15 protein-coding genes and 1 riboswitch are annotated in these 15,816 nt (G+C 41.8%); of the genes, 6 read left to right on the plus strand and 9 right to left on the minus strand.

The features are described 5' to 3' along the window. Nucleotide 1: 1 nt before the first annotated feature. Nucleotides 2-856 (minus strand): IS5 family transposase, encoded by an 855-nt coding sequence (locus IQ276_RS35905; RefSeq protein ID WP_235115308.1) that lies wholly within the window; start codon nucleotides 854-856, stop codon nucleotides 2-4. A gap of 58 nt (nucleotides 857-914) precedes the next feature. On the opposite strand from IQ276_RS35905, the gene IQ276_RS35910 reads away from it, so the two are divergent. From IQ276_RS35910 to IQ276_RS35930, 5 genes are all read left to right on the plus strand, one after another. Beyond that, the gene (locus IQ276_RS35910) at nucleotides 915-1,217 is read left to right on the plus strand and encodes a TauD/TfdA family dioxygenase (RefSeq protein ID WP_193923406.1); all 303 of its coding nucleotides are present in this window, start codon (nucleotides 915-917) and stop codon (nucleotides 1,215-1,217) included. Between the two features lie 132 nt (nucleotides 1,218-1,349). Then, nucleotides 1,350-2,411 carry a TauD/TfdA family dioxygenase gene (locus tag IQ276_RS35915; protein ID WP_193923413.1) on the plus strand — a complete coding sequence of 354 codons (1,062 nt, stop codon included), beginning with the start codon at nucleotides 1,350-1,352 and terminating at the stop codon, nucleotides 2,409-2,411. A gap of 147 nt (nucleotides 2,412-2,558) precedes the next feature. Continuing rightward, nucleotides 2,559-3,755 (plus strand): ABC exporter membrane fusion protein, encoded by a 1,197-nt coding sequence (locus tag IQ276_RS35920; protein WP_193923415.1) that lies wholly within the window; start codon nucleotides 2,559-2,561, stop codon nucleotides 3,753-3,755. Nucleotides 3,756-3,797: 42 nt separating this feature from the next. After that, nucleotides 3,798-4,976 (plus strand): ABC transporter permease DevC, encoded by a 1,179-nt coding sequence (gene devC / locus IQ276_RS35925; protein WP_193923417.1) that lies wholly within the window; start codon nucleotides 3,798-3,800, stop codon nucleotides 4,974-4,976. A gap of 345 nt (nucleotides 4,977-5,321) precedes the next feature. Then, complete coding sequence (locus tag IQ276_RS35930) at nucleotides 5,322-5,474, plus strand: hypothetical protein (protein WP_235116291.1); 153 nt, start codon at nucleotides 5,322-5,324, stop codon at nucleotides 5,472-5,474. A gap of 63 nt (nucleotides 5,475-5,537) precedes the next feature. On the opposite strand, the gene IQ276_RS35935 is transcribed toward IQ276_RS35930, so the two are convergent. The 5 genes from IQ276_RS35935 to IQ276_RS35960 all read right to left on the minus strand — a co-directional run bounded on the left by IQ276_RS35935 (nucleotide 5,538) and on the right by IQ276_RS35960 (nucleotide 9,977). Next, nucleotides 5,538-7,265 (minus strand): asparagine synthetase B family protein, encoded by a 1,728-nt coding sequence (locus IQ276_RS35935; protein WP_193925364.1) that lies wholly within the window; start codon nucleotides 7,263-7,265, stop codon nucleotides 5,538-5,540. Between the two features lie 200 nt (nucleotides 7,266-7,465). Further along, a protein-coding gene (locus IQ276_RS35945; RefSeq protein ID WP_193926078.1) for an IS630 family transposase occupies nucleotides 7,466-8,544 on the minus strand; the annotation gives its coding sequence in 2 pieces (ribosomal slippage) (nucleotides 7,466-8,076 and nucleotides 8,076-8,544; 1,080 coding nt in all). A gap of 69 nt (nucleotides 8,545-8,613) precedes the next feature. Next, nucleotides 8,614-8,937, minus strand: coding sequence for a type II toxin-antitoxin system VapC family toxin (locus IQ276_RS35950; protein ID WP_193924566.1), 324 nt, complete (start codon nucleotides 8,935-8,937; stop codon nucleotides 8,614-8,616). After that, nucleotides 8,934-9,335, minus strand: coding sequence for a type II toxin-antitoxin system HicB family antitoxin (locus IQ276_RS35955; RefSeq protein WP_235116292.1), 402 nt, complete (start codon nucleotides 9,333-9,335; stop codon nucleotides 8,934-8,936). The genes IQ276_RS35950 and IQ276_RS35955 overlap by 4 nt, the downstream gene beginning before the upstream one ends. 78 nt (nucleotides 9,336-9,413) lie before the next feature. Further along, nucleotides 9,414-9,977: a hypothetical protein gene (locus IQ276_RS35960; RefSeq protein WP_235116293.1), complete on the minus strand. Its 564-nt coding sequence runs from the start codon at nucleotides 9,975-9,977 to the stop codon at nucleotides 9,414-9,416. A gap of 339 nt (nucleotides 9,978-10,316) precedes the next feature. Here IQ276_RS35960 and IQ276_RS35965 point away from each other — a divergent pair, with 339 nt between their 5' ends. Continuing rightward, nucleotides 10,317-12,305, plus strand: coding sequence for a S8 family serine peptidase (locus IQ276_RS35965; RefSeq protein WP_193924792.1), 1,989 nt, complete (start codon nucleotides 10,317-10,319; stop codon nucleotides 12,303-12,305). Nucleotides 12,306-12,691: 386 nt separating this feature from the next. Here IQ276_RS35965 and IQ276_RS41160 read toward each other — a convergent pair whose 3' ends face one another. From IQ276_RS41160 to IQ276_RS35975, 3 genes are all read right to left on the minus strand, one after another. Continuing rightward, on the minus strand, nucleotides 12,692-13,321 hold the full coding sequence (locus IQ276_RS41160) for a chloramphenicol phosphotransferase CPT family protein (protein WP_193924260.1): 630 nt from the start codon (nucleotides 13,319-13,321) through the stop codon (nucleotides 12,692-12,694). A gap of 75 nt (nucleotides 13,322-13,396) precedes the next feature. Then, nucleotides 13,397-14,770 (minus strand): phosphomethylpyrimidine synthase, encoded by a 1,374-nt coding sequence (gene thiC, locus IQ276_RS35970; protein WP_193924262.1) that lies wholly within the window; start codon nucleotides 14,768-14,770, stop codon nucleotides 13,397-13,399. Nucleotides 14,771-14,776: 6 nt separating this feature from the next. Then, a riboswitch (TPP riboswitch) is annotated at nucleotides 14,777-14,873 on the minus strand. 278 nt (nucleotides 14,874-15,151) lie between these two features. After that, nucleotides 15,152-15,547 (minus strand): hypothetical protein, encoded by a 396-nt coding sequence (locus IQ276_RS35975; protein ID WP_193924264.1) that lies wholly within the window; start codon nucleotides 15,545-15,547, stop codon nucleotides 15,152-15,154. Between the last annotated feature and the right edge of the window lie 269 nt (nucleotides 15,548-15,816).

Here is a 15,816-nt window from a genome sequence, read left to right on the forward strand (position 1 = left end):
TCTAAGAAGGTGCTGCAAGCCTCTTAATCATTAGCCTGATGAAGCAGATATTGAGTTTGGCAGTGGCACTAACCAGGGTTCGTTCAAAGTTCTTAACCAGAATTTTACAGCGCTCCATCCAAGCATTGGAGCGTTCGATCACCCATCTAGCTATTGCCGGAACAAATCCAGATTTTCCTTGTGCCGCTTTCTCTTGTTTTGAGGGTTTCGTAGAAAGTTGAAACTGAATTTTGGTCATGATCTCTGGGTAAATTCGCTCTAACTCCTGAGTCAAATATTCTGGGTGATACCCATGATCTAGCAGGATAGTAATCTTGGGAATATCGATAGGTTTTGACTTGAAGTAGTCGATGTTGAGAGTAAACATCTCAATTAATCCGGCATCATCCGAGACATTGGCGCGAGTACAGAGCGTAAAAAAGGGAAACCCAAGGGTGTCAATAGCCAAATGCCTTTTAATACCGTTGGTGGCTTTGTAGAAGCAAAAACCTTTCGACTCCACACTGGCGTTGCAGGTATTTTTCACTGCTTGGGAGTCAATGATGATCAATGTCGTCCAGTGCGGTTTTTTTTTTACCTGTTCACGCACTTGTCCATGTAAGACACTCATCAGTTCCTCAAATACCCCGGCTGCTCGCCACTGTTTGTAGTGCCAATATACAGTGGAATAAGGGGGGAGGTCTTTAGGTAAGTCTTGCCAATTGCATCCATTTTTTAGTTGATAGAGAATTCCATTGAAGATATCTCGCTTTGGCCAGTTGGTCGGTCGAGTCTGCTTCTTAGTCGGTAATATCTCTTGCAATAAGGGTTCAAAAATTTCCCATTCTGCATCAGTGAGGTTGCTGGAATACGCCATTAGTATTGGATTTTAGATGCTGAGGAGTACCTTAATTCAAAACCTCACAAGATGTCAAATGGGTTCTATAGCGAGAGTTTCTAGTCCATTAGTCATAAAATTAGGGAACAAGATACTTCCATTACTTTTATTTTTCCAACAGTGGTACACTCCCGGTAATATTCATTGGAATTGTACCCTTGGCAATGGTACTCCTTTTACACGCCAGGATATTGAAGCAATATGGGATGCTGTCATTGCTGAAACTATTGTCTTCAACTGGCAGCAAGGAGATGTTTTGTTTCTTGATAACTTCCGATTTGGACATGGACGCAAGCCTTTTCGAGGTAAGCGGAAAGTTCTTGTCAGTTTAGGTTTTTAAGTCATGGGGTAATGGGTAGTATTCGCAATAATGGTTTTTGGAACTGGTATAAAATTTCTGCCAGACTGGGCTAATTCCTTTTCTTAAATCTTGGGAATAAAACATTACCTTGTAAAAACCACCAATATACATATGACAACCACTAATATTCCATTCCAACTAAATTTTGCAGAGATTGGTGAGGATTTCTTAAACAAAGATGCTGTCAGTAAAATCAACTCAATATTTGCAGAGCATGGAGCCGTTTTACTGCGTGATTTTCCGTTGAAAACTGCTGAAGATTTTGCAGATGTCGCAGCACATTTAATCACTACCCCAATGGATTATATGGGTGGCACTGTAGTTCGCAAGCCAGTGACAGACTTAGTATACACTGCAAGTGAACTCCCTCCAGCAGTCAGCCTTGCTATTCACAATGAAGTTGCGACCTCTCATAACTTTCCTGAACGAATACTTTTTTTCTGTTTAGAACCAGCAGAGGTAGGGGGACAAACACCAATCTGCGACTGTCGGCGTGTTTTGCAACGCCTGCCAAATCAACTGATGGATGCCATACGTACTCACGGTCTTCGTTATATCCGACGCTTACCGAAAGAAAGTGATGATTACATAATGGGTTGGATTGAAACTTTTGAAACTGAAAATCCTAGAATTGCCGAAGAAAGATGCAAGGCAAGGGGTTGGAACTGTACTTGGGAAGACGATATCATGGTGATCCTTAGCAACGTAGACGGTATTCGTCGCCATCCACACACAGGGGAAGAGGTTTGGTTTAATCTAATTACTAGCTTTCACTCCTCAAGAAAAGAACACATATTACGCATTACACCACCGGAATTTTTGGGTGATTTAGTATTATCTGTTAATTCAGGGAAAAAGAGAGGATCTTTCCTGAAGCTGATAGTTGGAGTTTTTAGCCCATTACTAGTAAGATTCGACAGCAAGATGCTCCCAGTACTTCTATTTTTGGAAAAGTTGAATAGTACTGGGAAGATATCTATAGATTGTACCCTTGGCAATGGTACTCCTTTTACACGCAAGGATATTGAAGCAATATGGGATGCTGTCATCGCTGAAACTATAGTCGTTAACTGGCAGCAAGGAGATATTTTGTTTCTTGATAACTTACGATTTGGACATGGACGCAGGCCGTTTCGAGGTAAGCGGCAACTTCTTGTCAGTTTAGGTTCTTAGTGCTTCAGTGGTCAGATTCCCTACTTGGCAAAAGTTGTCGGGGATCTCGCAACGGGACTAGTTAGTGGTATTTTGAGGATTAATGCTATAGGGACATTTATAAGCCTGGTTGCAGCCGCATTAGCGTAGTAAGATTGGGACGAAAATATGGCAGCAGACAAGGAAAGCCGATTACTTGAAAAACCCTCAGGTCGATGGCGAATAATATCGGCAGTTTCTATCGCATTAGCCATAGGAATAGCATCTGTCTACGTCTTTTCACTATATCGGTCTAATATTCAGACTCACCCACCAAAACCTCAAGGCGCAACTCCTGTCAGAGTTGCTATTACTGCCTTGGGACGCCTAGAGCCTCAAGGCGAAGTTACTGTGTTATCTGCCCCCAGTTCACTCTCAGGTAACCGAGTAGAAAAACTGCTGGTGAAACAAGGCGACAGAGTTCGGGCAGGGCAAATAGTTGCATTGCTTCAAGATTATACTAAAGCAACAGTGGCGGTACAACAGGCACAAGACAAAGTTAAAGTTGCTCAAGCTAAACTAGCGCAAGTTAAGGCCGGAACAAAATCCGCAGATATTGAGGCTCAAAAATCAGTAGTGACACGTTTAGAAACTCAATTAAAAGGAGAAATTAGCACTCAACAAGCAACAATTGCCCGCTTACAAGCTCAATTAAACAACGCTCAAACCGAGAACAATCGTTATCAGCAGTTATATACAGAAGGTGCTATTTCAGCTTCTATTGCAGATAGCAAGCATTTAGAATTTCAGACAGTGCAACAACAACTCACAGAAGCTCAAGCAAACCTAAACAAGAGTATTCATACTCTTAACGACCAGATAAAAGAAGCAAAAGCCAGGTTGGTAAGTCTTAGCGAAGTGCGTGATGTAGATGTTCAGGTGGCACAAGCCGAACTCGAAAGTGCCATGACTGCAATTACACAAGCAAAAGTAGAACGAGATTTATCTTATGTTAAATCTCCTATAAATGGAACAATTTTGAAAGTTCATACCAAAACAGGAGAAACCATTGGCAATTCAGGAATTGTTGATATAGGTGAAACATCTCACATGTATGTAGTGGCAGAAGTTTATCAAACTGACATCACAAAAGTGCGTGTAGGTCAAAAAGCCAGCATCACCAGTACTACATTTACTAGAAAATTACGGGGAGTAGTGAGCGAGATTGGTTTACAAGTGAGCAAACAGAGTATTTTAAGTCTTAATCCAGGAGTAGACACAGACCGGAGAGTAATTGAGGTGAAAATCAGCATAGATAATCCAGAGGACAATCAACAGGTTGCAAGTTTAACCAACTTACAGGTAGATGTAGCCATTCAAATATAATTGCCATAGAAGACGCTGATCAAAGAATCACAGACTAAAATCATGGTTTTTAAAATTCCCTTAGCTTGGCTACAACTAGTCCGAAACAAAGTTCGTTTTTTAGTAGCTGTGGCTGGCATTAGTTTTATTGTGATTCTCATGTTTGTACAACTTGGCATCCAAAATGCTCTTTATTCAAGTGCTACTCAAGTGCATCAAAGTCTACGAGGAGATTTATTTATAGTTAGTTCTCAATATAAATCTTTAACTGCAAATCAAAGCTTTTCTCGAACTCGTTTATATCAAGCGTTGGGATTTGGTGGTGTAGAGTCAATCAGTCCTATATATTTGGGATTTGCAAAGTTCAAAAATCCTATAAATGGTGAAAAATATTCAATATATATTATTGGTATTGAACCGGGAAATGTAGCTATAAAATTACCAGAAATTGATGAGAACTTATATAAAATAAAAATTCCCGATGCAGTGCTGTATGACCAAAATTCTCGACCAGAGTTTGGGCCTGTTGTTGAAAGATTTTTGTCGCAAAATACTGAACAAATAGTTGAGATATTTCCCTTTAATTCAGCTAAAGGTTATAGAGTTAAAATTGTTGGATTATTCAGTTTAGGCCCTTCTTTTGGTGTAGATGGTAATTTGATTGTCAGTGACTCAACTTTTCTGAGGATATTTCTAAATAACCGGACTTCAGAAATGATAGATGTGGGTGCAATAACTCTTGCTGCTGATACCGAACCACAACAAATTTTAGAAAATCTACGAACTAATTTGGTTAATGATATCTTAATTTTTACAAAGCAAGAGTTTGAAGATTTTGAAAAAAAATATTGGGCAACCAGAACACCTATTGGTTTTATATTTAACCTCATGATCATAATGGGTTTTGTGATTGGTGTAGTCATTGTCTATCAAATTCTTTACAGTAATATTTCCACTCAAATGACTGCCTATGCTACTTTAAAAGCTATAGGCTATAAACATAATTATCTATTAAGTGTGGTATTTCAGCAGGGTTTTATATTGGCAATTTTAGGTTATATACCAGGATTTGCTATTTCTTTAGGTATATATAATGTCACCATGAAAGCTACTAAATTACCAATAATGATGAACTTAACTAATATATTAATTATTTTGATATCAACAATTTTAATGTGTATGACATCTGGGTTCCTGGCTATGAACAAACTCCGCTCCGCAGATCCGGCAGATATTTTTTAGGGTAAGCTGTAATGGCATCATTCATTAGAACTATTGCATAAATAAGTAGGTGGGCGGAAAAATTTACAACTATGTAACTCACATTCCGCAAATATTGAAGCGGATTGAATAATTATGAAATTGAATAGTAAATATCTACAGAAATTCAGCAAAGTCTGAGCTACCAAGAACTAATATCAAGTCCGGATAATTAGTTATGATTTCCACAGTCATTGCACCCCACCCCCAGCCCCTCCCCGCAAGCGGGGAGGGGAGACAAAGCGCAGCTTTGGCGGGGTGGGGTTCTTAGGTTTTAATAAGTAATCAAGAGGACATGGTATAAAATGGTTAATGGATGGTAATTTTGTGGAGTTAGAATCTTTACAGCCTAAAAAATTAATTCAAATCTTAAATCGCAGCATAGCTGTAAATCAAAATTTAGATATTAATAATCGCAGCTTGATAATTTTAGATGATCAAAATAGTTCATTCTATAATGGTGTTGAAAGTTTTGGTTAGTATTCTCAGTTTACTCAATTACAAATTTATGCCTTTATAGTCTAGCTAGTTTATACCAAAAGGCTACTTTTCATTTACTTGCAACCAAATTTCTAAGCTTACCAATAACCAAAGTTTAACACCATAACGTCCCCAAACATCGCCTTTATAATCTAACCAGTCACGTAGTACTGACTGATTTAAATAAGGCGCGATCGCACTTTTTTTATCTAACAATAATTTTCTAGCTTCTCGTTGCCAATACTTCCGAAATCCCAACTGTACAGGTACCATCATGCCACTTTTGGGACGATGAATAATTGCTTCTGGTAAAATATCTGCAACGGCTTGTTTGAGGACTGCTTTTTCTTCTACTCCTGAAAGTTTATATTCTGGAGGAATTTGCATACTCAAGTCAACAACTCGCTGGTCAAAAAGTGGCGATCGCCCCTGTAAATCTGCTGCTTGAGTTAAGTTATTTACTTTTGTCAAAATTTGGTCTGCTCCCTTAAATTTAATATTCAGTGCCATTAATCGATTTAAGTAACTGACATCAGAATTTAAATCAGCCGAAAATACAGATGGTTCTGTTTTGACTGCTGTCCAAACTTCTGGCTTCAAAAGTTGCGGCAAGTCTAATGCACATTTTTGAAAAGCGATTAAATATGCTTGCAGGGAATCTTGATTATTAATTGAACCATATAAACTATTAATTAACATCGGCTGATTTTTCGGGCCACCAAAACATGGATCGCCACCTTCACCATTGAGGATAATTTGCACATTTTCTCCCGCCATTTTTCCCAAGAGAAAATTTGGCACTGTCAGCGGATCGCCTATCGGATCGTCGAGATACGCCATTGTTTCGGGTAGGCGTTCCCACATATCTTTAAAAGTAATTTCGAGAATGTGATGTTGAGTTTGGCAATGTTCGGCTACCAAACTAGAAAATTCTAACTCATTGGGAGATTCAGCCCCAAAATGAATTGAGTAAGTATGGACTGGTGGATGATGAAACTTTGCTGCTAAAGCGGTGATACTGCTAGAGTCTAAACCACCAGAAAGGAAAACACCAACAGGTGCATTTTGCGGTAAATATTCTTGGACAATTTGATTTAGGAGAGAACGCAAGCGATCGCCATGCCATACTAAAGATTCATCCGCCCCTGTAATCTGCTGTTGCAATTCCCAGTAAGTATAAACTTTCTCTGAAGGCATTTCTATAACAGTTCCCGGACGCACTTCTCGCACCTGTTCCCAAAGTGTGCGTTCTCCCGGTACAAAGGCGCAGCAGAGATAGTCCCGCAACGCCACTAAATCGACATCGCCTGAACGATAGGGCGCAAGCGATCGCATTTTTGGCGCGATGGCGCGAATTGCACCAGCAGTAGTGTAATACAGAGTCCGGCTACCAATGCGATCGCGTCCCAGCCATAATACTTGCTGTTGACGATCCCAAATTACTAACCCAAACATCCCCTCCAACAATTTCAGACATTCGCAACCAAATTTTTCCCAAAGTTCAGCAATCAATTGACAATTGTTTTCAGAAAAACTACTTGCATCGACTCCCAATTTTTGCAGCAACTCCAGGCGATTAGTTAACCACACATCTCCAACCACCACAAATTGTTCTGTGGAACTGAGTGCAAATTGTTCTGTAGTCAGTGCAGAAATCACAGTAAACTGGTCATCTCGCCAGACTACATCTGCTGTTAGAGTATTTAATCTTCCCCAAACTACATACCAGCTAGAGGGAACCTCTATAGATGAAATAGTAGATTTAGAATTTTTGAAAATATTGAATAGCATATTGATGATTTTATGCGATGCCTACGGTGGTAAACTACGCACTTTCTATAGGACGATAATTATAATGCCTATGGCGGTAAACTACGCCCTAATTTTCCACTGTCCAATCTTCAAATTCCAATCCAGGTACGCGAGAAAAATCACGCTGATTCCGCGTTACCAAAATTCCATTATTAGCAATTGCAATTGACGCTATAGGACTAGTATTTGATTTCTGAAAAAGCTCCGTACATCTGTAAAGTGTCAAAATCAAAGTTAGTGTGTCGGAGAAACCACTCAAACATCCATTTGAGATGAGAGAACGAAGGAATCAAAGCACAGAAACGCCGCACCCAGGTTTTAGCTTGTAACCAAATATCCTCAATTGGATTTTGTGATGGGCAATTAGGAGCGAAGCGAACGCAATGAATTTTCCACTGGTCTGGAGACAAACCTTGGTTTATCTCTCCTAAAAAGTTTTGAACCAGATGTGAACGATGGTAAGAAGCACCATCCCAAAAAAGCAGTAATCGTTGGTTGGGAGACTGGTCTAATAAATAACGTAAATAATCAATTGTATTGTCTGAATTGCCAGCATTGTAAGCTTTAAGAAGCAACTTACCATCGAGATAATCAACCGCCCCGTAGTATGTCTGCTTCTCTCGTTCGTTAACGATGCCAATTGCTATTTCTTGGTCAGTTTTTCCCCAGACATAACCAGTTACGTCTCCCCATAACAGATGGCACTCATCTATTAGTAATACTCTCAGTCTTCCTTCTTCTATCTCCTCTCTATTGCTGTCCAACAATTTTTCAATCTGTTTTTTTTTGCAGCTACAGCCTCAATGTCCGCCTTTGGGTTTAAGCCAGTAGTTTTTTTCCAACTAATTCCCGCCGCGTCAAATAAATCATAATAACTCCGTTTCGATTCGTAGATGACATCATATTCAAAAGCCAATTTGTATTCCAGTTCACCAAGCTCCCAAATCTCCTTAGTTTGCAACCAACTTAATACTTCTTGTTGCTGTTCATCGCTCAGGTAACTCTTTCTGCCTTTATAATTTAAGCGCAATCCGCAAATTCCATATTCCTTATAAGCTTGCTTCCAGCTTGTTATTGAACCAACAGAGACATCTAAAATTGTTTGAATTTCCTCATACTTGTAGCCTTGATAAACCAGTTTCACTGCCAAAGCTTTTCTCACCTCACGGGCATCCGGGCGATTATCTATAAATTCTTGTAGTTCTGCGTTAGCGAAGCTCACCGAAGGTATCGCAGGTTGTAGATGCTGCTCTATCATTGTTCGCTCTTAGACAGATATCTCTCTCCGTATTATCTCGTACACTTTTTCAGAAATCAAATATGATTCCTATATTCGTAAATCTTGAGTACCAATACGAATTTTTTGCCGCCGCAGTTCTGCGTAGCAATTGGCAGATTCTTGATTGAAATCGAGTACGTTGATAGTTTTAAAATCTTTCAAAGTTTCATTTAATTGCATATAAGCAAATACTAATGATTCTTGTGAATCGGCCCTTCTAATGCGATTCATCCTTCCATACATCTGTTCTTCAAATGTGATAACTGTTGTAGCCAATTGTTCTGTAGGTATAGCAATTACACGTTGACTGACTAATGGATGCGCTCTTTGAAAAAGTGAAAGAGTATCTGTATCAAGTATCCAAAGCTTCACTTGATTTCTTCCTCAGCATCAAATTGTCGATAATATTCTTCCATTTCTGCATCCAGTTCCCGGCGATATGCTTCAATATCCGCCAGCATATCATCGAATTGTGGGTCATCTTTATACTTACCTGCAAATTTCATCCAAGGATGCTCTGATTTTAGAGCTTGTATTTCTTGATTCACGATTTCTACATTTTGGAATCGAGTATTCACAAGTTCGTGTAAATTGTTCAGTGCTTCTTCCCGGGTCGCGCTAAATACCTGACAGTCTGGTAAACCCCAAACTGTTGCTTGATATCCACCTTCTTTTGCTTCAACTAATACTGAATAGTTAATTTTTGATTCGGAGTTGGCTGTATTTGTCAGCAAATTACTTGTCATAAAATACCTTTTGTTATTAGTCATTAGTCATTGGTCATTTGTCATTATTTATTGTCCCACAATGTCCAATGCCCCATGCCCCATGCCCCATGCCCAATCTCTTTATCTGCCTAGCCTCAAACCCCTTTCCATAAGCATCTGAAGTTCGACATTCTCAACGTTAGGTATGGCTTCTAACTGAGAAATTCCGGCGATCGCATCGTTAATATTACCTGATTGGGGACGCAACCAGGCGGCATTAGGTGCATAGTCAAGACTTTGCTCTACCTCGTAACCTGCTCGATTAATCGCTTCGCGCCCGGACTCCACATCAACGCCTTCAGCAAAACGAATGAAAACCAGTCCACTTGGTACAGCAAAGGAACCATTGGATTGTAGTGTGTAAATCGGACTCAATGTATTTTTTTGTGATTGATTGGGTTCGCCGGAAAAAACAGCGATCGCTCCCTCATTCAGTTGTAAAATTGCTCCTCGATCCACCGTACCGGGTTGATTGTAATGTATTGCATAGTACCCAGGCTGACGAGTGTAGGATACAGCAGAGGCATCGCTGCCAACGCGAATTTGTTGGGGATACTCAGAAAAGTAATCTTTTTGGAATCTCACTTCAGCAATCGGGGGTAGAGAATATATCGCAATAAAATACTCAGCAGGAAAATAAATCATCTTTCTTAAGTTCTAATGATGTTATAGCGTTTTTTAGTGGCATGAAATACAAATCTTTCGCAGAACTGCACAAATGTATGTGCCCACTAAATAATGAAGATTCGTAAATCAACCTGACTTTTAATTCCCTTTTTTCTGGAAAGAGGAATTGAAGACTTGTATGAATCTTAGAGAGATTAAATTCTGTTTAAGCTATATCTTTTCTTTGCCCTAATCCAGATATAACACATGAAATAAGAAGTAAAGATCAGGGAGGGAGCAAGGGAGTAGAGTTTTTCCCTGCTTCCCCCTCCCCCTCGCCTCTCCCAATGCCCCATACCCAATATAGGAGATTAAATTATGGTTCAGGTTCGTTATGGTGGTGAAAATGGTCAACGGTATGAACTTGCTATTAGTGATGAACACATTGTAGTTCGTACCGAAAACCGCAACCCTCTGCTTGGTCAAAGACCGTTTGAAGTCGCACCTGTGTCAGTTGCAGCTCGTAGCATTCTTAATCAATTTGAGTTAACAACGCGGTTTCGACAAGCAGGTGTAGAAATTCTGCGTGCGAAAGTTCCGGCTCAGGGGGTTGCTTTGCGCGATCGCGCTAGAGCAATTCTCAATGAAGAGTCTAAAATTGAATTTGCGGGACGTGTTCTTGTCGATCCCAGATCCCAAGAACCTGTAATCTATACGGAAAACCTCTTCGTTAAATTCGATAATCGACAAGATTCAAGGGCGTGTGAGGAAGTTTTAGGGCGTTATAACTTAACAATTAAACGCCAACTTGAGTATGCGCGAAATGCTTATTTTGTCAGCGCACCTACACATACTGGTTTAGCTATCTTTGACATTGCTGAAAGACTTTTAAATGAGCAATCAGTAGAACTGTGTCATCCTGAACTAGTGCGGGAGTTACGCCGCCGCCAGATTTTTCCCCAGCAGTGGCATCTCAAAGAAACAACAATTAATGGTAAAGTTATCAACGCCCATGCCAACGTTGAAGCAGCTTGGAAATTGAGCGATGGCACAGGAACGACTATTGCAATTATCGACGACGGTGTAGATCTCGACCATGAAGAATTCCGTTCCTCTGGAAAAATTGTTGCCCCGCGTGATGTCACACGCAAAACCAACAATCCCAGACCAGGAAACGATGATAATCATGGCACAGCCTGTGCGGGAGTAGCTTGTGCCAACGGTAATTTCGGTGCCTCTGGTGTCGCGCCTGGTGCAAAATTGATGCCGATTCGTTTAGCTTCGGCGTTGGGATCGCAAAACGAAGCCGATGCTTTTGTTTGGGCAGCTCAAAATGGTGCAGATGTCATTTCTTGCAGCTGGGGACCAGCAGACGGTATTTGGTATGAGCCAAACGATCCAGTACACAACCAAAAAGTGCCTCTACCTGACTCTACAAGACTTGCCATTGAATATGCAATTAATAAAGGACGCAACGGCAAAGGCTGTGTAATTTTCTTCGCTGCTGGTAATGGTAACGAAAGCGTGGATAACGACGGCTACGCCAGCTACCAAAATGTGATTGCTGTGGCAGCTTGTAACGACTTCGGCACAAAAAGCGCTTTCAGTGACTTTGGTAAAGCAGTCTGGTGCGCCTTCCCCAGCAACAATGGTGAGAGTTCTCAAACTCCTGGAATTTGGACAACCGATCGCACTGGTTTAGTTGGTTATAATTCTGGTAATCGGAATTTAGGTGACACCGCAGGTAACTACACAAACGAATTTGGCGGAACTTCCAGCTCTTGTCCGGGTGCAGCTGGTGTAGCAGCCTTAATTATTGCCAGCAACCCAAATCTGCGTTGGGACGAAGTACGAGACATCATTAAACGCTCCTGCGATCGCATTGACCAAGCCGGAGGTAAATATGATGCTAACGGTCGCAGTCCCTACTACGGTTACGGTCGGATTAATGCTCTCAAAGCTGTAGAATTGGCCAAGCCCAATCAACCATCACCCATTGGGGTATTCCAAGCAGTGCAAGATGTACCAATTGGCGACTTGCAAACATCAAAATTATCAGTGGCGATCGCTAATACCAACGTCGTCAAATCCATCAAAGTTACTGTAGACATTGAGCATACTTACATTGCTGACCTCATAGTTACTCTCAACCCCCCAGCGTCAACAGGCGTATCTCCGATAATTCTCCACGATCGCCTGGGCGGATCTACAGATAACATCAAAACAACCTATGACGAAGTGAACACCCCTAAACTTGCTGCCTTTAAAGGTAAAAGTCCCCAAGGAACCTGGACGCTGGAAGTAGCAGATAAAGCTAACCTAGATACTGGAAAAATTCGCAGTTTCACCATAGAAATTGGATTTTAAGCCAATACACTTGGGTTACAGCAATTTTCAGGTAAATATACGACGTTGTAGGGTAGCACAGCTGTCATAGGTGTCAACTTAACGTGAAACTCTTGTGAAGACGTGATATTGAGTTCATTCACTTACGGTTACTCACCGTGTTACCCCACCCTAACCCTCCCCTTGTAAAGGGGAGGGAACTAGATTTCTTTTTCCCCCCTTTATAAGGGGGGATTAAGGGGGGTAAAACCTATGTGGGACTAGGGTTTGAGCTTAAGTTGACACCAATGCACAGCTGTGCGCCCCTACTGAGGATTGTGGTTCAAATACATGAAAACTGCTGTAAAGATAATTTTAAGCCCAAAACCCTCATGTAGAGACGCGATTTATCGCGTCTTCAAGATTATTTAGTTGCCAGACAGTGTAGCGAGTCGTTGGAATGCCGATGGTGCTGGACCATTTATGAGGTGCTGGCGTATCACCTCGGCACACGCACCCGGACTTAACAACGAGGTATCGACTTCAAGATCATAGATGCCAGGGATGTGGACTTCACGTTGCCATAACTCAACCGCAGGTGATACCGGGGATTCGGCTGCACTTACCGCGTTCCACCCCGTGTTTTGTCGTCTTTCCATAATTATCTCGATGGGGCAGCGAACGCCTACGAACAAGACCGGCAATCCGTTTAAACGCCGGGCGCTATCGGTGAGAATGTCCCGCTTTATTGCGTATGCGTCATGGTGTCCGACATCAACCACAACATTTAGTCCTAAGCGGCTGTGGGCGGCGATAGATTCATACATGGCGCTGTACAGAATGGGAACGAGGGGTTCGATATCCTGGCGTTCTCCCCCTGGCCGCAGACCGATTCCAGGCAGGTATCGTGGGGGAGTCATTTGCATAAACTTATCGACACCCAAGTTCATCCATAGGCCATCAAACGTCTCCTGGATCACTGCCACAATGCTCGATTTCCCCGATCGCGGAGTCCCATTGAGGATGATAATCTGTCCTAGCTCCTGTGTCTGTCCCACGATCGCTCCTCACATCCTTTTTTGGTAGAGACGTAGCACTGCTACGTCTCTACATTGTTTGCATCCCCGCGTCAATTAACTTTGGGTAACAGCCTCTTTCGCCAAAAACTTCTCTAATTCTGTCAGCGCATCAGCATCAACTTTAGTTTGCATTGGGCAGAATTTAGGACCGCACATGGAACAAAACTCAGCAGTTTTATAGATGTCTGCTGGCAGAGTTTCATCGTGATATTCCTTAGCTCTTTCCGGGTCAAGTGATAATTCAAACTGACGGTTCCAATCGAAATTATAACGGGCTTTGGAAAGTTCATCATCTCTGTCCCTTGCACCAGGGCGATGTCTAGCAATATCCGCCGCGTGAGCTGCTATCTTGTAGGCAATCAAACCATTCCGCACGTCTTCGGCATTTGGTAATCCCAAATGTTCTTTTGGTGTTACATAGCACAACATTGCAGTACCGTACCATCCTGCCATCGCTGCGCCGATCGCTGAGGTAATATGGTCATAGCCAGGAGCAATGTCTGTTACCAATGGTCCCAACACGTAGAAAGGTGCTTCAGAACACTCTTCCATTTGCTTGCGGACGTTGAATTCAATTTGATCCATTGGCACGTGTCCAGGGCCTTCCACCATCACCTGGACATCATCTTCCCAAGCTTTGCGAGTTAGCTGTCCTAAGGTTTTCAATTCAGCTAATTGTGCTGCATCTGAGGCATCATGGGTGCAGCCAGGACGTAGGGAATCTCCTAAACTGAAAGAGACATCGTATCTTTTGAAAATCTCAATAATGTCTCGGAAGTGGGTGTAAAGCGGGTTTTGTTTGTGATGATGTAGCATCCACCGTGCCAGAATCCCGCCGCCGCGAGAAACAATACCAGTGATCCTGTCTCTTACCAAAGGCAAATGCTCAATCAAAATCCCGGCGTGGATGGTTTGATAGTCTACCCCTTGCTGGGCGTGTTTTTCGATGACATGGAGAAAGTCATCAGCAGTCAGCTTTTCAATTGTGCCGTGGACGCTTTCTAAAGCTTGATAAACTGGCACCGTACCAATGGGAACTGGCGAAGCCTTGATAATGGCGGTACGAATTTCATCCAAATTCCCGCCACCTGTAGACAAGTCCATCACAGTATCAGCACCGTACTTCACCGCCAGATTCAGCTTATCCACTTCTTCTTGAAGATTGGAAGAATTGGGTGAAGCGCCGATATTAGCATTCACCTTACATTTTGAGGCGATGCCGATGCACATCGGCTCTAGGTTAGTGTGATTAATGTTAGCCGGGATAATCATTCGTCCCCGCGCTACTTCCTCACGAATGAGATCAGCAGGGAGATTTTCCCGCTGGGCGACGTAGTGCATTTCTTCGGTGATAACACCTTGGCGTGCGTAATGCATTTGAGATACATTACTCTGCCCACGCCGCTTAGCAACCCATTCTGTCCGCATATTCAAATCCTCGATAAACAGCTTCCCTCCGCTGGTATTACCCAGACTCAGGTGTTAAGGGTGTGATCTCAGCCTGATTATGTAGGCACCCCTAGCATGGTTGTTGATTGTAGCACCTTAGTTATGGTTGCGAGCAAAGGTGTTAACAATTCCTAAGGTGAGGGAGAATTTGTAATATCATGTCCGGTAAAAGACTTAGTTATTTGGAGCGCAGGGGGCAGGAAGCAGGGGGAAAGAGGTTTTTCCAATTTTTGCACAGATGCAGTAATCACAAGTCATTAGCCGGACATGATATAATTCGCTGGGGGCGATCGCTATTAGAGCATAGGGCTAAGATTGAGTTGTATCGAAGTATGCCCCCTGCCGTTTGTTGAAGCTTTCTTATACAGTTTTTTCTTTTTTATTTGATGCTTGTTCTGCAACATTTTTCAAGCGGCTTGATCGCATTTTCCGGAGGCGATCGCTATCTCGAACACCACCTGCTGTTTCATATTGAGGGCTATCTTTGCCGTACTTAATAGCAATTAGCATTAGCATCTTTTGAGAAAGTGTAGTCAAATCTTTTTCCATCTCTTCAACTTCAGTTAAAGAAGAATCAGCTAAAGCCAGAGCGTTATTATGGACATCAAGTTTATTACGTAACAGTTCCATTGACTCCAGCAGTTTTGCCAGACTATAATCATCATCCAGTTTGAGACTTGGATCGATCAATTTCATACCGGCTGCTCTTGACTCAACTTTTTCTAAAACGCTGGATTTACGTTTTTTGAGAGCCATAAATTTACCCTTTGCAAATACTTCTAAAGCTAGCTTGCCTTAATTAAATCGAAATCTGGTTCAGCAGAAATCGCAATTTTTGCTCGTACAATTTTCAGCTAAGATCAGTAATATTTCGGTATTTAATTACTGATCTTAAGAGGATGTTTGAAAAGTCTGTAGTAGTGTATCAAAATATTTGTTTACCCCACCCTAACCCTCTCCTTAGAAAGGCTACGGTGTACACACAAGTTATCGAATCCCTACCAGTCCTGGAATTACCCCACCCT

The sequence above is a fragment of the Desmonostoc muscorum LEGE 12446 genome (genome assembly GCF_015207005.2).
GTDB lineage: Bacteria > Cyanobacteriota > Cyanobacteriia > Cyanobacteriales > Nostocaceae > Nostoc > Nostoc muscorum.